This window comes from Arthrobacter sp. TJ-254, from assembly GCF_058269175.1.
Window position 1 is genome coordinate 146,884 of record NZ_JBZCNF010000003.1, and the last position, 15,792, is coordinate 162,675.

A 15,792-nucleotide genomic window follows, 5' to 3' on the forward strand; every position below is an offset into this window, starting at 1 on the left:
CTGCCTCACTCACAATTCCAGGCACAACCGCAGCTCAAGGGCCCCGTGGAAAGAATCCGCACCCAGAATCCGCACCCCCGAATCCGCACCCAGAATCCGCACCCCCGAATCCGCACCCCGAATCCGCACCCAGAATCCGCACCCAGAATCCGCACCCCCGCGCTCGTCATCAAGGCGCATATTGGGGCGGCTGGATCCAGATCTGTCTAGGGTGGCACCAGCACCGCTTCACAAGTCCCGCTCCCTCCGCACCAGCGCACAAAAGTCCGATCTGACAGAGGAGCCCCAATGGGCCAGGAACCAGCGACACCCCCTCCCGCACAAGCCGTGCCCGATGACGACCCGAGCCGTCAGGCCACCGTCGTCAGTCCCGACAAGTCCGACCTGCAGCACATCGGCCTGGCCGGGGGCACCTACACCGTCCTGCTCGGCGGCTCCGACACCGCCGGGGCGTACACGCTTATCGATATGCTCATTCCACCGGGAGGGGGCCCCCGTCCCCACCGCCACAACTTCGAGGAAATGTTCACCCTTACCGAGGGTGAAGTCGAGTTCACCTTCCGCGGCAAGAGCTTCACCGCGGTCGCCGGCGAGACGATCAACATTCCCGCTAATGCGCCCCACTTCTTCCGAAACCGTTCCACCAGCACAGTGCGCATGTTGTGCATGTGCACCCCTGCCGGCCAGGAGGAATTCTTCGCTGCCGTCGGTGACCCGGTGGCCACGCGAACCACCCCCGCCCCCGAGCTTGACGAGGAGACGCTTGTCCGGCGGCGGGAATTGATGATGGAACTGGCGCCCAGCTACCGCACCGAACTGCTTGGCTCGTAACCCTCCCGCACCGCACTGCCGCAGAGCCCTCCCGTCACTTCGCAGGAGCAGAAGAAAAGACGCAGCCGGGTGCCCGGCTGCGTCTTTGTGGTGGAGCGGTATTGTCTAGCTGACCAGGGTCGGCCGTCGAGGGCCAGGCGCTGCCGAGGTTTCAGGGTGGTCCGCGGAGGGGGCCACACCCGATGACGGTTCTGAAACATCAGCCGCTGGTCGGTTTGCCGGGGCCGGGGGTTGGACGTCGACCGTCCGGCGCAGAGCCTTCTCCTTGATGAAAAGGACGCTGATCAGGGCCAGGACGGCGATCCCGGCGGTGATCATGAAGATCAGCGCCGTGCTCTCACCGTAGGCGGCCCGGATGATGTCCCCGATGGGGGCGGGAAGTCCGGCCGGGTTGAGGGAGCCTCCGGTGAATCCGGGAAGGTCCGGGGAGAGTCCGGCGGCACGCAGGCCCTCGGCCGTCTTGGCCGCTGTCTGGTTTCCCAGGACGGCGCCGAGTGCTGCAACACCGGCCGCCCCGCCGATGGTGCGGAAGAACGCCACTGAAGCACTGGCTGAACCGACGTCCTTCACCGAGACTGTGTTCTGGACGGCGAGCACGAGGTTCTGCATCAGCAGTCCCAGGCCCAGTCCGAAGAGGAAAGTGTAACCTCCGACGAACCAGAGGCCCGTGACCTCATCGATGGTGCCCGCGAGGCCGAGCCCGAGGATCAGCAGGGCCGAGCCCACGATAAGGAAGCGCTTCCACCGTCCGAAGCGTGTAATCAGCTGGCCGGAGGCGACAGATCCGATCAGGTTTCCCGCAATCATGGGGAGGGTCAGCAGGCCGGCCTCGGTTGCAGTGAATCCACGGGCCACCTGGTAGTACTGGCCGAGGTAAGTGGTTGACGCGAACATTGCAACGCCGACTGCGAGGGAGGCGACGATCGCAAGGGCGGTCGTGCGCTCGGTGATGATCTTGAGCGGGATCACCGGCTCGGCGGCCTTTGACTCAACAAGGACCAGCAGCGCCAGGAGCAGGACGCTTCCGCCGACCATTCCGGCGCTCTGCCAGGACAGCCACCCGAAAGTATCGACTTTGCCGACGAAGGAGACCCAGATCAGGAGGGTGCTCACGCCAAGGGTCAGGAGCACTGCCCCGAGCCAGTCGATTGTGACCCTGCGGGGGCGGTGAACGAGCTTGAGGGTCAGTTGGAGCAGGACCATTGCAATGACGGCAAGGGGCACGACGACGAAGAAGGTCCACCGCCAGCCGAGGGGCGAATCCACGATGACGCCGCCGAGCAATGGCCCGGCCGCGGTTGCTGCGGCGATCACTCCACCGAGATAACCCGAATAGCGTCCGCGTTCCCGCGGTGAGACCATCGCTGCGATGATCGCCATGGCGACGGCGGTCAGGCCTCCCATGGCGATGCCCTGGATAGCGCGGCCGGCCAGCAGGACCGGGATGTTTTGGGCGAGCCCTGCGAGCACTGAGCCGGCCACGAAGACCACGATGCTCAACTGCACGAGAATTTTCTTATCGAACAGGTCCGCAAGCTTTCCCCAAAGGGGCGTGGTGACCGCACCGGCGAGAAGGGCTGCCGTAATGACCCACGCGAAGTCGGTCTGTGACCCGTTGAGGTCCGAGATGATGGCCGGGAGGGCGTTGGCCACAATGGTGCTGCTGAGGATTGCTGTGAAAAGTGCGGCGAACAGGCCGGTGAGTGCCTGAAGGACCTGCCGGGCGGACATTGCGTCGCTTACCTGCGGTTGCGGCATCGGGGTGGTGCTGGTCATGATGATCCTGCCTGGATTGGGGAGAAAGACCGTCGAATAGGGGATTGCGTCGCTGCTGAATGACGTCGACTGCGGGAGATCCGTTGGATGCCGGGGCCGAGGGCTTCGGAGCTGCTTGCCTTGGGTGGGGCTAGTGGCCCGAGGCCCTGTCGAGGAGTTCCTGGAACGGAACTGAGTTGTGGCCGGCCGTTGGGGTCGGGGTGCGGGTGGAGGTCCGTACCGCTCCGGCGAACTCCCGGGCGGCGCGGTGGATCCTGTGCTCGAGGGACTGGATTGAATCCGATCCGGCGCCCCAGTCCTCCGGTGCGGCGTAGACCGCTGTGGGCACGACAACCGCGCGGAGGTAGCTGAACAGGGGGCGCATTGCGTGTTCGAGCATCAGTGCGTGGCGGGCACTTCCACCCGTGGCCCCCATCAGCACCGGCATCTGTTCAAGTGCCGTGGGCTCCAGGACGTCGAAGAAGGATTTCAGCAGGCCGCTGTAGGAACCGGAGAAGACAGGACTCACAACGACGAGGGCGTCGGCGCGGGCGAGCCGGTCGATGACCGAGGCCAACGCCGGAGCTGGATAGCCGGTGATGAAGTTACTGGCGATGTCCACGGCATGGTCCCGCAGTTCCACCGCGTCGATCTCGACCGGCGAGCCAGGGGAGGCGAGTTCCGCTACGACGGCGTCGGCCAGCTGATCGGCAAGCATTCGGCTTGAGGAAGGAACCCCCAGTCCGGCGGATACAACCATGATTCGCTGCGTAGTCATTCGAACTCCATCTCGGTTTTTCGTCACCTGCTTTATGTTGCCGGGCACATGATTACAACCGGAACCGACCCCGATTCATTCCCGATGGAGGCCTCGTCCGAGGGGGAATAGTCCCGTGGCTTAGGCAGTTACGTGGTGGGCAACCTAAATTTCAAACGAAAGCGCCGCCCGTCCGGACCCCCTGCGTCCAGAACGGCCCGCAGAAGGAGGAATCATGCAGATTGGCATTTTCAGCGTCGGTGATCGAACCATGGATCCGGCAACGGGCCGGCTCCCGACGGAAGGTGAACGCATCAAGGGGACTGTTGAAATAGCGCTCCGTGCGGAGCAGGCGGGCCTTGACGTCTTTGCCACCGGGGAACACCACATCCCGCCGTATGTGACCTCATCGCCCACAACGCTTCTCAGTTTCATCGCCGCCCGGACGAGCACCCTCCACCTGTCCACCTCGACAACCCTGATCACAACGAACGACCCCGTGAAAATCGCCGAGGACTACGCGATGCTCCAGCACCTGGCCGACGGCCGCCTGGACCTGATGCTGGGCCGCGGGAACAGCGGACCCGTGTACGGGTGGTTCGGCAAGGATTCCCGCAAGGGTGTCGACCTGGCCATCGAAAACTACGCTCTCCTGCGAAAGCTGTGGGACGAGGACCGGGTCACCTGGGACGGGAAGTACCGCACGCCGCTGCAGAACTTCACGTCCACGCCCCGTCCACTGAATGACGCCGCCCCCTTTGTATGGCACGGATCGGTTCGGACCCCGGAGATCGCCGAACAGGCCGCCTACTATGGCGACGGGTACTTCGCGAACCACATTTTCGGCCCGCCCCAGCACACAGCACGGATGGTCGGCCTGTACCGCGAACGGTTCGAGCACTACGGGCACGGCCGTGCGGACCAGGCAATCGTGGGACTCGGGGCGCACGCCTTCATCCGCAAGAACTCACAGGATGCCGTCCGGGACTTCCAGCCCTACTTCGACAATGCACCAATGTTTCCCGGAGGCTCGGCCCTGGCGGATTACATGGCGCAGACCCCAACAATTGCCGGCAGCCCCCAGCAGGTGATCGAAAAGACGTTGTCCTTCCGAGAGTATGCAGGCAACTTCCAGCGCATCCTGTTCGCCCTTGAGATCGGGGGAGTGCCGCTGGCAACCACATTGGAGCAGATTGACCTGCTCGGGGAATATGTGGTTCCCGAGCTCCGGAAAGAACTCGCTTCCACCCCCGTCTGACCCGGCCCGTAGCGGCCACGGGAAGAACTCCCGTGCCAAGCCCGGAATAAACGGGGCTCTCCACCCGCTCTACAAGTGGCCGGCAACGTAAAAACTTAGGACGACCCCGGGGTCCGGGAACCCGGCCCCCGGAGCAGGGAATAACTACAGGATCACGACAGTTGAACATGTGGTCGGCAACGTAAATTGGAGGCCGGCATAATCGAAGGAAATCCAGTGAACACCAACCGTGTAGTACTCATCACCGGCGCAGCAGGCGGCGTAGGATCGGTCCTCGTCGAGAGGTTCCTCGCCAACGGCGACTCAGTCATTGCAACAGATGCCAGCGAAGGGACCCTCACCGCATGGCGGCAGCGGTACGCTGCCGACGCGAAGCTCTCCATCATCGCCGCCGATGTCTCCTCCGATGAGGACGTCACCCGCGTTGCCGGCTTCGCCCGGAGCACCGCCGGGCGCGTCGATGTGCTGATCAACGCCGCGGGCTACTTCCCGTTCAGCAGGTTCGAGGACATGCTGTCCACCCAGTTCCGCAAAATCATCGAAATCAACCTGACGGGCACCTTCCTGATGGCCCAGGCGATCCTTCCCCTCATGAAGGATCTGGGTGCTGGCCGAATCATCAACTACGGTTCCGGATCCGTCTTTGACGGCACCGCTGGCCAGGCGCACTACGTGGCAGCGAAGGCCGGGGTTGTTGGCTTCTCCCGCTCACTGGCCCGTGAGGTCGGCGGATACAACATCACGGTCAATGTCATCACCCCGGGCCTGACAGTCACCAAGGCAGTCCGCGACAGCTTCCCCGCCACGATCCTGCAGGCTCAGCGCGATGCCCGGGCCATCCAGCGCGACGAGGTTCCTGAAGATCTCGTCGGCCCCACGTTCTTCCTTGCTTCCGAGGACTCCGCCTTCATCACCGGCCAGATCCTCAACGTCGACGGCGGCGCGTACATGTACTGATCCCAAGGTGCCCCGCCCGGACCAACCACCCCCGCCGGCGTCACTGCCGCTATCAAGACTCCAAACCACACAGATCGGAAGAAAAAATGACGAACCTCTTTGAACCAACGACCATCGGCAACATCACCCTTGACCACCGTCTCGCCATGGCGCCAATGACCCGCGGCCGGGCCAATGCGGACGGCACCCCCGGGCCGCTGACGGCCGAGTACTATGCCCAGCGGGCATCACTGGGCCTGCTCATCACCGAAGGCGTCCAGCCCTCGGCCGACGGCCAGGGCTACCTGAACACTCCGGGCATCTACACCGACGCCCACGTCGAGGGCTGGCGCGAGGTGACCTCCGCGGTCCACGAGGCCGGTGCCGCGATGTTCGTGCAGCTGATGCACGCCGGGCGGATGTCCCACCCGGATAACACACCCCATCACCGCACCCCTGTGGCACCCTCGGCGATCGCCCCGGGCGTGCCGATGTTCACTATGACCGGCCCGCAGGACATCCCCGTCCCCCGGCAGCTCAGCGTTGGTGAAATTGCCGCCACGGTGCAGGACTTCCGGGACGCGGCAGCGGCTGCCATCCGGGCCGGAGCCGACGGCGTCGAGATCCACGGCGCCAACGGGTACCTCCTGCAGCAGTTTTTCGCTCCTAACGCCAATGAGCGTACCGACCAGTACGGCGGCTCCATCGAGAACCGTGCCCGCTTTGCCCTCGAGGTCGCCAAGGGCGTCGCTGAGGAAATCGGGGCCGAGCGCACAGGCATCCGCCTCTCGCCGGGCCTGACCCTCGGCGGCTTGGACGAAGGTTCCGAATCGGGGGATCTGTACCGCTACCTTGTTGGCGAACTGGCCAAGCTCGACCTGGTCTACGTGCACGTGCTGCACATTGGCGATGATGACCTGCTGCGTGACATCCGTGCAGCCTGGCCCAACACCCTGCTGGTCCTGCGCGCCGGACGGGCCCGCGAAGACGTAGCAGTTGATGTCGAGGCCGGACTGGCAGACATCGCCCCGATCGCCTCCTGGGCCCTGGCCAATCCCGATGTCGTTGAGCGCCTCAAGACGGGCGCGGAGTTCAACGAAGGGGACCCGGCGACCTATTACGGCGGTGGCGCCGCCGGCTACACCGACTACCCCGTCCTAGAGCCGGCCGGCAAGTAGTCCACGCAGCAGCAATGACGGGCGCGATAGGCCCGGCATGAGAGACATTGATGGGTGGAGGGGCAGCAGCCCCTCCACCCATTGGTGCGCAATGGGAGGATGGGTCCCGGCACCCGGAGCACGCCCGCCCCCGAACCCGGCTACATCCGCCGCGGCCCGCGCAATCCGGGGCAGCGGAGCGACGGAATGCTAGGGTTGACCCGCTTGGGCGTGGGGGCCATATTGGGCCCTACCTCCCATCCCATACCTCAGGAAAACGAACCAAAGGTAGCAATCGTGAAGACCCCGAACGGAACTGCGGAGTCCCAGCCCTCCACGGCCCGCGACTTTCCCGCCAGCTGGGCCATCTTCAGCCTGGCCCGTTCGCACCGGGCGTTGGCGGCGTCAATGCTCGCCGACCTTGGGCTTTTCCCAAGCCAGGAACTGATCCTCATGCAGCTCTGGAACGAGGATGGCCAATCACAGAAAGCCCTGGGCCAGACTCAACGATTCGACCATTCCACGATCGCCAAATCGGTGCGCCGACTCGAGTCCGCAGGTCTGGTGCGGCGGGAGAAATCCCACGCGGACGGCAGGGTCACCCTGGTCTTTCTGACGGACGCCGGGCAGGCCCTCAAGGACCGCACCCTCGGAATTTGGGAAGAACTCGAACGCAAAACCGTCCAAAGCCTCACGGCTGAGGAAAAGGCGCAACTTGTCGCCCTCGCGTGCAAGATCATTCCCAACCTCGAATAGCACTCTGGGAGGCCGGCACTGCGCCGAACGTCCTCGACGAAGGCCAGCCCCGGGCCGGGACAAACCCGAAGGGCCCCAGCGGGCGGAATACCAATCCGCCCGCTGGGGCCCTTGCTGCATCGGGCGTCCCTCCAGGCCGTAGCTGCGCTCGCTCGACCGGACCGTGGAGACAGCAATCCTTGCCGCTGCCCCTTGCGGGGCTGACTCAGCAATCTAAATGCCACTTAGGACCTAGGGGCAGGGCACTTCGGCGCCGCTGACCTGAACCGTTGTGCCCGGCGCCAGGCCCTGGCACTGCTCGGCCAGTTCAACGAAGTTGGGAATGAGTGACATCGCGGCAAACGCAGCGATTGCCAGGAGTACTGTGCCGAGAATCCCGACAATGATCCCGGCAAGGGCGAATCCGTTGCGGCTCCCGCTTTTTCGGGCCTTGACCAGTGCGATGATGCTGATGACCAGTCCGATCGGACTGATGAGGAATGCGAAGACGAGGCCGACAACACCTAGGGTCTTGCTTCCAGTGGCATTCATTCCATCGGGCGTGCTGTTGTATCGGGAGTTTTTCTCAGTGCTGTGAAGCGAATAGTTCGACATGGGTTCCTAACGGCCGGGAACGGCTATGTTATGTATTTGGAGTGGCGCCACCGGGAGCGCAAACTGCGCCTCTTTACATTTCCAGCCTAGTCCTTCATTGGTTCAGCATTGCGCCTCCCGGCAGACAATCATCCGAAATGAGTACGAATGTCATCCGATGTACCTAGGGTTGCGCCTTGGAGGATCGTCGGCCACAGTGTCCTGGTGAATGGTCAGTCTGGCCTCGGAATCTCAGGCCCTTGATCTGGCATCCGGTCGGGCCGCTCAAGGCGGCGGAGCACACGCCTTCGGGCCGAGACCCCATTAATGCAATTCACTTGTCGCTGTCCGCTGCGTGCCGCGTCGAAGGGTGGAAGAGTCGCGCATTTACAGGCTTTATGTTAACGAAGAAGATACAATTCCCCCGTGAATCGATGTTGTTTGCATTTTGGTCGGCACGAGGTGCCTTGGCCATGAAAATTATCTCAATTGATGGGATGAACGTCACCGATGGAATAATCGCCGGAGATGGTCCGCCGAATGGTCAAGCGTCAGATATAAGGGGCGAAGAATAAGATTGCAGCGGAATATCTTTCTGGGGCCTATGGTCGGCTGACGAGCTTTTGAGGAACGGCCGCCGGCAGGGGCATCAGCCGGAAGGGAACAAACGAAGCCGGGATGGGAACAAGAAGCCGACATCCCTCGGCTGGCAGCATCGTAACCCCGCCCAACACCCGGAGCGGTGGTCGCGGTGCTGCAGTGGAGGTGAGGGGGCGGCGCGCCAGCACCGTGCATATTTTGCTTCCGTGGAATATACTTGCTCGACGAAGAACAATCGGCGGTTCCCTTCGCCGGAAAGGCCCGAAAAATGTCATCCCCCAAAACGCTCCCAGCGTCCGTTCCCACCGATGGTGAGGTGGTGTCCGAGTGGGGGCTGGTCATCCGCGGGTTTGAGGTCACCAACAAGAAGCTCCATAAGGCGGTAGCCGCGGCATTCAGCCTCGACGAGCCCGAAACCGAAACGATGCTGCGCCTCGGGGCCAGCCCCATGCATCGGGTTCCGATGACAGTGCTGGCACGCGAAGCAGCATTCAGCTCCGGAGGCTTCACGAAAGTGGCCGACCGGCTGGCCCGCCGCCAGCTCGTCAAGCGATCACCGTGTGCTGACGACCGCCGAATCACCTACCTCGAGTTGACGCCGGAGGGCCAGGAGCTGGCAACCGAGCTGCACTGCCTCGTTGCGGACATGGTGCGCTCGATCTACGTCGACGTCCTGGGTGCTGAGCGGGCCGGCGTGGTCGCCGGCGCGATGCGCGATCTCCACAAGGCCAACCGCCCGCCCGCATAGACGCGATCCGGCGGACGAGACCGGCCCCATAGGACGGGCCCGACTTTGCAAAGGGACACACGGCCGCGGGTAGAGCCTACGGCCGTCGAACGTCGTAGGTCAGCGAGGCGAATTGACCCAGCTGCTGGGCGCTGCGCAGCACCAGGGTGTCGGGAAGGACCTTCCGCGGCAGCAGGGGAGCACCGCCGGTCAAGGCCGCCGGCGCAATAGACACCTGGATCTCGTCGAGGTGTCCCGCGTCGAGGAACTGCCCGGCGAGGTCACCGCCGCCGACAACCCAGATGTCCTTTTCCCCGGCGGCTTCCACCAGGGCAGGAAACGCCGCTTCAACCGACCCGCTGAGGAAGCGCACGTCCGCCCCCGCCGGCGCCGGCAGCTTCCGCGTAGTGAAGACGAACGTGGGGCGCTGCCCGAAGTACGCAGGCCACTTCCCGGGATTGTCGAGCAGCTTTTCCTCCCGGAGGACCCATTCATAGGTTGTCGAGCCCTGCACGAGCACACCGATACCGGCGAGGAACCGTTCATGATGTGCCGGTTCGGGTGGTTCGGCGGCGAAGAGCCATTCGAGGGAGTTCGCCTCGTCGGCGATGAACCCGTTGAGTGAGGTTGCGGTGTTATAGATGACGCGTGGCATGACAGAAGGGTAATTCTTTCTTGGCGTCAAGATGAGGCCCCGGCCGTTGTGCACCTTATAAGGCAGCGCCGGCGCTCCGCCTTCCGAGTGCGGCTACCGAGGCCACCGTCAATGCGGACTCGGGAACGACGAAGTTGACGTCGCCCTTCGTTGCTCCGTTCACAAGCAGCCCGCTCACCAGGTTCCTCCGGCGACCGGGTTTTCGTCGACGTAGCGGTAATAGTCCTGAAGCTCAAGCTCCCGCGCTGCGTCCCGGTCGATGACAAGGGTGGCGCGCGGGTGGTGCTGCAGCACCGAGGCGGGGCACATGCTCGAGACGGGGCCCTCGACGGCGCGGGCAATTGCAGCCGCCTTGGCGGGCCCCTGGGCGACGAGCAGGACTTCGTGGGCCTCGAGGATTGTGCCGAGCCCCTGCGTGAGGCAGTGCTTTGGCACCTGCTGCTCGTCGTCGAAGAAACGCGAATTATCCATCCGTGTCGCGGACATCAGGGTCTTCACCCGGGTGCGCGAGGCGAGGGAAGACGTCGGCTCGTTGAAGCCGATGTGCCCGTTGCGGCCGATCCCCAGGATCTGCAGGTCGATTCCCCCGGCGGCGGTGATTTCCGCTTCGAAGTCCTCGCATGCGGCAGCCAGGTCGGAGGCGTATCCGTCCGGAACATGGACCCGGCCGGGGTCGAGCCGCAGCCGGCGGGTGACCTCCCGGTCGATGACAGAGTGGTAGCTCTCGGGGTGCTCCGGGGGAAGGCCCACGTACTCGTCGAGCGCGAAGACGTTGAGCGCCGCGAGCCCGGGAACCCACCGGGACTCAAGGGCCTTGTAGATGGACAGGGGAGACGAGCCGGTGGCAACGCCGAGGTTCCGCAGCTTCCCCGCGGTCAACCGGCGAAGAATCAGGTCGCTTGCATACTCACCGATCTGGGCGGAGTTTTCGAGGATCACAAGGTGCATGGGCTGCCAATCGCTGCGTTCGTGCCTGGGGCGCGGGCGGGGGTTGTGGTCAGGAGGCGGAGGGGGATCCAGGAGCCTGAGGCGCCACTGTCACCTTCGTGCCGTGCGCTTCGAAAGCGGCCTTCTGGTCGGCGGTGATCCCGGAGTCGGTGATGAGGTTGCTGAAGACATAGTCGGGCATCGTTGCGAAACTGCGCGTTCCAATCTTCGACGAGTCAGCCACGATGTAGGTCTCGGAGGCGCGGCGTGCCATGAGCGAGTTGACTGCCGCTTCCCCCTCGTCGCTCACGGTCGGGCCGACCTCGGGGTCGAGGCCGTTCACTCCGACGAAGGCGAGGTCCAGGGCAACCCGCTGAAGGATGACGTCGGTGTAGGGTCCGACCAGTTCGTAGGAACGCGGATTCACGACACCGCCGGTGACCATGATTCGGATGTTCGGCCGGACGACGAGCTGGGCGGCGATGTTGATGGCGTTCGTCACCACCGTGAGTGTCGGTTTGCTTGAGGGTTCAAGGAGGTCGGGTCGCATGCCGAGTGCGTGGGCAATGGCGGTGCTTGTTGTCCCGCCGCACAGGCCGATCACCGCGCCCTTGGGGACAAGGGTGCTCGCCGCACGGGCAATCGCCTGTTTCTGGGCGGTGTGGTCGTCCCGGTTGTACCGAGTCGGCAGGTCGTAGGCTACAGATTCCATCGTTGCACCGCCCCGGGTCCTGGTCAGGAGCCGCTGCGTGGCGAGGCTGTCGAGGTCGCGCCGGGCCGTAGCGGGGGAGACTTTCAACTCCCGGACGATGTCCTCGACCTGCACGTGTCCGGCAACGGCGATCAGGTCGAGGATCGCGTTGAGCCGCTCGGTCTTTTCCAGGATCACGCCCCACCTTCGGCAGTGTCCCGGCCCGCGGCCAGGAGATGAAGCAGTCGTGCTGCCTCCGGAGCGAGCGCCCGGCGGCCGGCACCGAGGTACGTGCGGGAATCGACGAGGTCGGGCGAGGCCTCGAGCGCTTCGCGGACGGCCCGGGTAAAGAACCCGTTGAGGTGCGTTGAGACGTTGATCTTAGTCATGCCCGCCCGGACCGCTTCAACGAGCATTGTGTCGGGCACTCCCGAGGAGCCGTGGAGCACCAGCGGCACTCCGGTGGCGTCCTTGAGCCTCCTGATCAGTCCGAGGTCGAGCTCCGCGCTGCGGGTGGTCATTGCGTGCGAGGAGCCGACGGCGACGGCGAGGGCGTCGACGCCGGTTCCCTCAACGAAGGCGCGGGCTTCCTGCGGGTCGGTGCGCACACCGGGTGCGTGGGCGCCGTTCTTGCCTCCCACCTCGCCGAGTTCCGCTTCAACGAAGGTGCCGTGGCTGCGGGCGTCCTTGACGATGCGGGCCGTGGCGGCAACGTTCTCTTCGTAGGGAAGGCGGGCGCCGTCGTACATGACCGACCCGAAGCCAAGGGCGATCGCCCGGTGCACCAGGGCTTCATCTTCGGCGTGGTCGAGGTGGAGCGCAACCGGGACACTCGCCGAATTGGCGATGGCGATGCAGGCCAGCGCGAGGGGTTCAAGCGCGCCGTGGTAACCGGAGCAGTTTTGGGAGATCTGGAGAATGACGGGGAGTCCGGCAGCCTCGGCACCCTGGACGATCGCTTCGGCGGTCTCGAGGTGCAGCACGTTGAACCCGCCAATGCCGCTGCCTGCGGCGGCAGCGGCCTCGACGAGGGTGCGGGTTGCGGCAAGGCCCATCAGTTTCCCCTCCTTGTGCTGAATGCGGCATCCTGGCGGCGGGTGACCAGCACGGTCCCGGCGAGGCCTTCATGATCACGGGAAATTTCGCCGGCGATGGGCACGAGCACTGCGGCGGCCGACCAGACGGTGGCCCGGCGGAGCAGGCGGGCCGTGGCGTCGGGGCCTTCGGCCGACCCGTCGGTGAATGAGGCAGCGAGTGCTGCAACAGCCGCGTCGCCGGCGCCCGTGGGATTGCCGGGGAGCGGCTCAGGCAGCACCGCGGCAAGGTGGGTGTCCGGGTCGCGGGCGTCGAAGGCCAGGAGTCCGGCCTCACCGCAGCTGACGAAGACCCGCTGCGCTCCGCGCGCCAGCAGCGACCGGGCCGCGCTGGGGATGTCGGGAATCCCCGTTGCCTCGACGAGTTCGTGCTGGTTGGGCTTCAGGGCTGTGGCTCCGGCGGCCGCCGCGGCAAGCAGTGCCGATCCAGTGGTGTCGATGATGCAGGGAATGCCCAGTGCCGCTGACTTCCGGACGAGACCGGCGTAGAAGTCCGCCGGAACGCCCGGGGGGAGGCTGCCCGAGCCCACGAGGCAGCCCGCCTGTTGAAGGGCGGCATCGATGATCCGGTTAAATTCGGCCAGCTCGTCCGTACCGAGGCGGGCCCCGGTTTCGTTGAAGATGCTCGTGAGCGAGGCGGTGTCGTCGACGAAGGCGAGGGTGCGCCGGGTGGGAGCAGAAACGGAGACGAGCGCGGCCGGAACTCCGCTCGAGTGAAGGTCGGCACTGAACACCGCACCGCCCGGTCCGCCAACCGGTGCGAGGGCCAGGGCCGCACGGCCCAGCTGGTGGAGAACCCGAGCCACGTTGACGCCCTTGCCGCCCGCCCGTACCGTCGGCGCATCAACCCGGTGGGTGTTTCCCGGCACCAACCCGTGCACGGTGTAGGTTTCGTCGAGGGCGGGGTTGGGCGTCACAGTGACGACGGTGGCGGGCACACGGCGGGTGTTCATGGGTGTGCCACGAGGTCGCGGGCCCGGAGCCCTGCACCGATCAGGCCCGCGTCCTGGCCGAGGATCGAAGCGAGGATCTGCGGGCGGCGGTGGAAAGAGAGGCTGTCTTCGACGCGCCGGCGGAGTGGGTCAAGGAGTGCCGGGCCTGCCTGGGCGAGCCCTCCGCCGAGGATGACCGCCTCGCTCCCGAGGATCGCGGCAAGCTGGCACACGGTGAAGGAGAGTGCACCAACGGCGTCGTCCCACACCTTCTGAGCGGTTGTGTCCCCCTCGGCCGCCGCTTCGAGCACGTCCCGTGCTCCCGAAACCGGGATGCCGGACAGCTCCGAGTAGCGCCGTTGGATTGCCCCGGCCGAACCGAGTGTTTCGAGGCATCCGTGTGCTCCGCAGGGGCAAGCCGTTCCTCCGGGCACCTGGGCGTGGCCGATCTCGCCGGCGTACCCGCCGGCGCGCACGAGCTGCCCGCCGCAGAAGACTGCTGCGGCGATGCCCGTACCGATGACCAGGACGGCGGCGTCCCGGAACCCGCGTCCGGCTCCGGCCCGCATTTCCGCTTCCCCGGCAATGCTGACGTCGTGGCCGAACGCCACGGGGAGTCCTGTGGCGCTGCGGATGCGTTCGGTAAAGGGATAGTCGCGCCAGCCGAGGTTCGCGGACATCAGGCCCAGTCCGGCGTCCTCGTCAACGAGCCCCGGTACCACGAATCCGATCGATCGGATGGTGAATGCGGGAAACTTGTCCTGATACTGAAGAGTCAGGGACTGCACCCGGTCCACAATGACGTCACCGGGCCGGCGTGCGTCGTGGGGGGTTGGAACACGCAGCAGTTCGTGGAACCGGCCCGCCCCGTCGATCAGGGCCACCTTCATGTCGGTTCCGCCAACGTCGAACGCGAGGACGCCGCTTGGAGGTGCCGCTTCGTCCCGCGTCGGTGGGACGTGCCCATGATCCACCTTCACCTCAGTGCCCGAGGATGACAGAGCGGGAGAGGTGGCGGGGTGAATCGGGGTCGAGCCCGCGGGCACGGGCCCGCTCAAGGGTCACCTTGTGGACCCGGACCAGTTCCGCGAGCGGATGCAGGTCCGATGCAACGAAGTGGGCGCCAGTGGCGGCGACCTCGGCGTCAAGGCGGTCGGGCCCATCCCCGAGCATCCAGGTCACGCGGCCGGGGGCGGCGATGGAGATGGGCCCGTGGCGGTACTCCATTGCGGGGTAGGACTCGGTCCAGCCCTGAACCGCCTCGCGCATTTTCAATGCGGCCTCGTGGGCAAGGCCAACGGTCCAGCCGGTGCCGAGGAAACTGAATTGTTCGGCGTCGAGCAGCGCCCGCTGGGTCGGAGACGAAAGGGCGCGCCGTGCGTCGTCGGCTGCGGTCGAGAGGTCGATGCCGGCCGTGGCCAGCAGGTAGGTAAGCGCCGTGGTGGCGAAGCGCGTCTGGACAACCGAGGTCTCATCGGCGTACGGCAGGGCAACGACCGCGTCGGCGAGCTCGACGGCGGGGGAGCCGGTATCACCAAGGACGGCGATGGTGCGGACCCGCCCCTTGAGGCGCTCGAGCAGCGTGAGGACCTCGCTTGTGGTTCCGGAGCGGGTAATGGCGATGACCGCCGCGTACCCCCGGCTTTCAACGGGCGCTGCTTCCGAAGCGGCGAACGCGTCGGTTTCCCCCTGGCCGGCGGCCTCGCGGGCCGCCGCATAGGACTGCGCCATGAACCACGAGGTCCCGCAGCCAACGACTGCCACGCGCTGGCCCGGGGCGGGCGCGAGCTGTTCGGACCGGGCCTGGCCAATCGCACGCACCCAGAGGTCGGGCTGCGAATTGAGCTCTTCCTCCATGCGGCGCCCGCCGGTGCCCGGGGCGGGCTGGCTCGGATTCGGGTTCATGCGTGCTACTCCTTGGCTGGCGGCGCTGGAGGCGGCGGATGCGGCGCCCTCCACACCAATGATGGCGTGTGATCGAAGTTCCTGTCTAGTGATCAGCAGCAATCATCCTGGTCCGGTCTTGCGGAGGGCGTCCGGTTCTTCCTTAGCCGAATGACTGCGGAGCAGCAACCTCTCGGCCCGTCAACGGTTCGAAGAATGAGGCATCCAGCAATCCCTTGACGTGAGACGTGGATCACGT

At 65.4% G+C, this 15,792-nt stretch carries 16 protein-coding genes; 6 read left to right on the forward strand and 10 right to left on the reverse strand.

Annotated elements, in window-relative coordinates:
• Positions 1 to 288: 288 nt before the first annotated feature.
• Positions 289 to 831, forward strand: coding sequence for a cupin domain-containing protein (locus AC4D14_RS09420; RefSeq protein ID WP_490901747.1), 543 nt, complete (start codon positions 289 to 291; stop codon positions 829 to 831).
• A 105-nt stretch (positions 832 to 936) separates the two neighbouring features.
• Here AC4D14_RS09420 and AC4D14_RS09425 read toward each other — a convergent pair whose 3' ends face one another.
• Together AC4D14_RS09425 and AC4D14_RS09430 are read right to left on the reverse strand one after the other, a co-directional pair.
• On the reverse strand, positions 937 to 2,562 hold the full coding sequence (locus tag AC4D14_RS09425) for an MFS transporter (RefSeq protein WP_490902377.1): 1,626 nt from the start codon (positions 2,560 to 2,562) through the stop codon (positions 937 to 939).
• Positions 2,563 to 2,737: 175 nt separating this feature from the next.
• Positions 2,738 to 3,364 carry an FMN reductase gene (locus tag AC4D14_RS09430; protein WP_490901749.1) on the reverse strand — a complete coding sequence of 209 codons (627 nt, stop codon included), beginning with the start codon at positions 3,362 to 3,364 and terminating at the stop codon, positions 2,738 to 2,740.
• Positions 3,365 to 3,578: 214 nt separating this feature from the next.
• Here AC4D14_RS09430 and AC4D14_RS09435 point away from each other — a divergent pair, with 214 nt between their 5' ends.
• From AC4D14_RS09435 to AC4D14_RS09450, 4 genes are all read left to right on the forward strand, one after another.
• The gene (locus tag AC4D14_RS09435) at positions 3,579 to 4,601 is read left to right on the forward strand and encodes a CE1758 family FMN-dependent luciferase-like monooxygenase (RefSeq protein WP_490901750.1); all 1,023 of its coding nucleotides are present in this window, start codon (positions 3,579 to 3,581) and stop codon (positions 4,599 to 4,601) included.
• Between the two features lie 216 nt (positions 4,602 to 4,817).
• On the forward strand, positions 4,818 to 5,558 hold the full coding sequence (locus AC4D14_RS09440; protein ID WP_490901752.1) for an SDR family NAD(P)-dependent oxidoreductase: 741 nt from the start codon (positions 4,818 to 4,820) through the stop codon (positions 5,556 to 5,558).
• A gap of 86 nt (positions 5,559 to 5,644) precedes the next feature.
• Complete coding sequence (locus AC4D14_RS09445) at positions 5,645 to 6,715, forward strand: alkene reductase (RefSeq protein ID WP_490901753.1); 1,071 nt, start codon at positions 5,645 to 5,647, stop codon at positions 6,713 to 6,715.
• A gap of 276 nt (positions 6,716 to 6,991) precedes the next feature.
• Complete coding sequence (locus AC4D14_RS09450; protein ID WP_490901754.1) at positions 6,992 to 7,450, forward strand: MarR family winged helix-turn-helix transcriptional regulator; 459 nt, start codon at positions 6,992 to 6,994, stop codon at positions 7,448 to 7,450.
• A 231-nt stretch (positions 7,451 to 7,681) separates the two neighbouring features.
• On the opposite strand, the gene AC4D14_RS09455 is transcribed toward AC4D14_RS09450, so the two are convergent.
• Positions 7,682 to 8,044, reverse strand: a complete 363-nt coding sequence (locus AC4D14_RS09455; RefSeq protein ID WP_490901755.1) for a DUF4190 domain-containing protein — start codon at positions 8,042 to 8,044, stop codon at positions 7,682 to 7,684.
• Positions 8,045 to 8,891: 847 nt separating this feature from the next.
• Here AC4D14_RS09455 and AC4D14_RS09460 point away from each other — a divergent pair.
• Complete coding sequence (locus AC4D14_RS09460) at positions 8,892 to 9,371, forward strand: MarR family winged helix-turn-helix transcriptional regulator (protein WP_490901757.1); 480 nt, start codon at positions 8,892 to 8,894, stop codon at positions 9,369 to 9,371.
• A 76-nt stretch (positions 9,372 to 9,447) separates the two neighbouring features.
• Here AC4D14_RS09460 and AC4D14_RS09465 read toward each other — a convergent pair whose 3' ends face one another.
• The 7 genes from AC4D14_RS09465 to AC4D14_RS09495 form a co-directional block, all read right to left on the reverse strand.
• Positions 9,448 to 10,005, reverse strand: a complete 558-nt coding sequence (locus AC4D14_RS09465) for a dihydrofolate reductase family protein (protein WP_490901758.1) — start codon at positions 10,003 to 10,005, stop codon at positions 9,448 to 9,450.
• A gap of 174 nt (positions 10,006 to 10,179) precedes the next feature.
• On the reverse strand, positions 10,180 to 10,953 hold the full coding sequence (gene nagB / locus AC4D14_RS09470; protein WP_490901759.1) for a glucosamine-6-phosphate deaminase: 774 nt from the start codon (positions 10,951 to 10,953) through the stop codon (positions 10,180 to 10,182).
• A 49-nt stretch (positions 10,954 to 11,002) separates the two neighbouring features.
• Complete coding sequence (locus AC4D14_RS09475; RefSeq protein WP_490902378.1) at positions 11,003 to 11,815, reverse strand: DeoR/GlpR family DNA-binding transcription regulator; 813 nt, start codon at positions 11,813 to 11,815, stop codon at positions 11,003 to 11,005.
• 2 nt (positions 11,816 to 11,817) lie between these two features.
• Positions 11,818 to 12,678 (reverse strand): class II fructose-bisphosphate aldolase, encoded by an 861-nt coding sequence (locus AC4D14_RS09480; RefSeq protein WP_490901760.1) that lies wholly within the window; start codon positions 12,676 to 12,678, stop codon positions 11,818 to 11,820.
• Positions 12,678 to 13,670: a 1-phosphofructokinase family hexose kinase gene (locus AC4D14_RS09485; RefSeq protein WP_490901761.1), complete on the reverse strand. Its 993-nt coding sequence runs from the start codon at positions 13,668 to 13,670 to the stop codon at positions 12,678 to 12,680. The genes AC4D14_RS09480 and AC4D14_RS09485 overlap by 1 nt, the downstream gene beginning before the upstream one ends.
• A complete protein-coding gene (locus AC4D14_RS09490; protein ID WP_490901762.1) occupies positions 13,667 to 14,629 on the reverse strand; it encodes an ROK family protein in 963 nt (320 codons plus the stop codon). The genes AC4D14_RS09485 and AC4D14_RS09490 overlap by 4 nt, the downstream gene beginning before the upstream one ends.
• A 1-nt stretch (position 14,630) precedes the next feature.
• Positions 14,631 to 15,554: an SIS domain-containing protein gene (locus tag AC4D14_RS09495; RefSeq protein WP_490901764.1), complete on the reverse strand. Its 924-nt coding sequence runs from the start codon at positions 15,552 to 15,554 to the stop codon at positions 14,631 to 14,633.
• Positions 15,555 to 15,792 lie beyond the last annotated feature (238 nt).

Bases quoted from the DNA above. Each gene is read 5' to 3' on its own strand.
- AC4D14_RS09420 (WP_490901747.1), top strand. From the start codon at position 289: ATGGGCCAGGAACCAGCGACACCCCCTCCCGCACAAGCCGTGCCCGAT.
- AC4D14_RS09425 (WP_490902377.1), bottom strand. From the start codon at position 2,562: ATGTCCGCCCGGCAGGTCCTTCAGGCACTCACCGGCCTGTTCGCCGCA.
- AC4D14_RS09435 (WP_490901750.1), top strand. From the start codon at position 3,579: ATGCAGATTGGCATTTTCAGCGTCGGTGATCGAACCATGGATCCGGCA.
- AC4D14_RS09445 (WP_490901753.1), top strand. From the start codon at position 5,645: ATGACGAACCTCTTTGAACCAACGACCATCGGCAACATCACCCTTGAC.
- AC4D14_RS09455 (WP_490901755.1), bottom strand. From the start codon at position 8,044: ATGTCGAACTATTCGCTTCACAGCACTGAGAAAAACTCCCGATACAAC.
- AC4D14_RS09485 (WP_490901761.1), bottom strand. From the start codon at position 13,670: ATGAACACCCGCCGTGTGCCCGCCACCGTCGTCACTGTGACGCCCAAC.
- AC4D14_RS09480 (WP_490901760.1), bottom strand. From the start codon at position 12,678: ATGGGCCTTGCCGCAACCCGCACCCTCGTCGAGGCCGCTGCCGCCGCA.
- nagB (WP_490901759.1), bottom strand. From the start codon at position 10,953: ATGCACCTTGTGATCCTCGAAAACTCCGCCCAGATCGGTGAGTATGCA.
- AC4D14_RS09465 (WP_490901758.1), bottom strand. From the start codon at position 10,005: ATGCCACGCGTCATCTATAACACCGCAACCTCACTCAACGGGTTCATC.
- AC4D14_RS09495 (WP_490901764.1), bottom strand. From the start codon at position 15,554: ATGAACCCGAATCCGAGCCAGCCCGCCCCGGGCACCGGCGGGCGCCGC.
- AC4D14_RS09430 (WP_490901749.1), bottom strand. From the start codon at position 3,364: ATGACTACGCAGCGAATCATGGTTGTATCCGCCGGACTGGGGGTTCCT.
- AC4D14_RS09460 (WP_490901757.1), top strand. From the start codon at position 8,892: ATGTCATCCCCCAAAACGCTCCCAGCGTCCGTTCCCACCGATGGTGAG.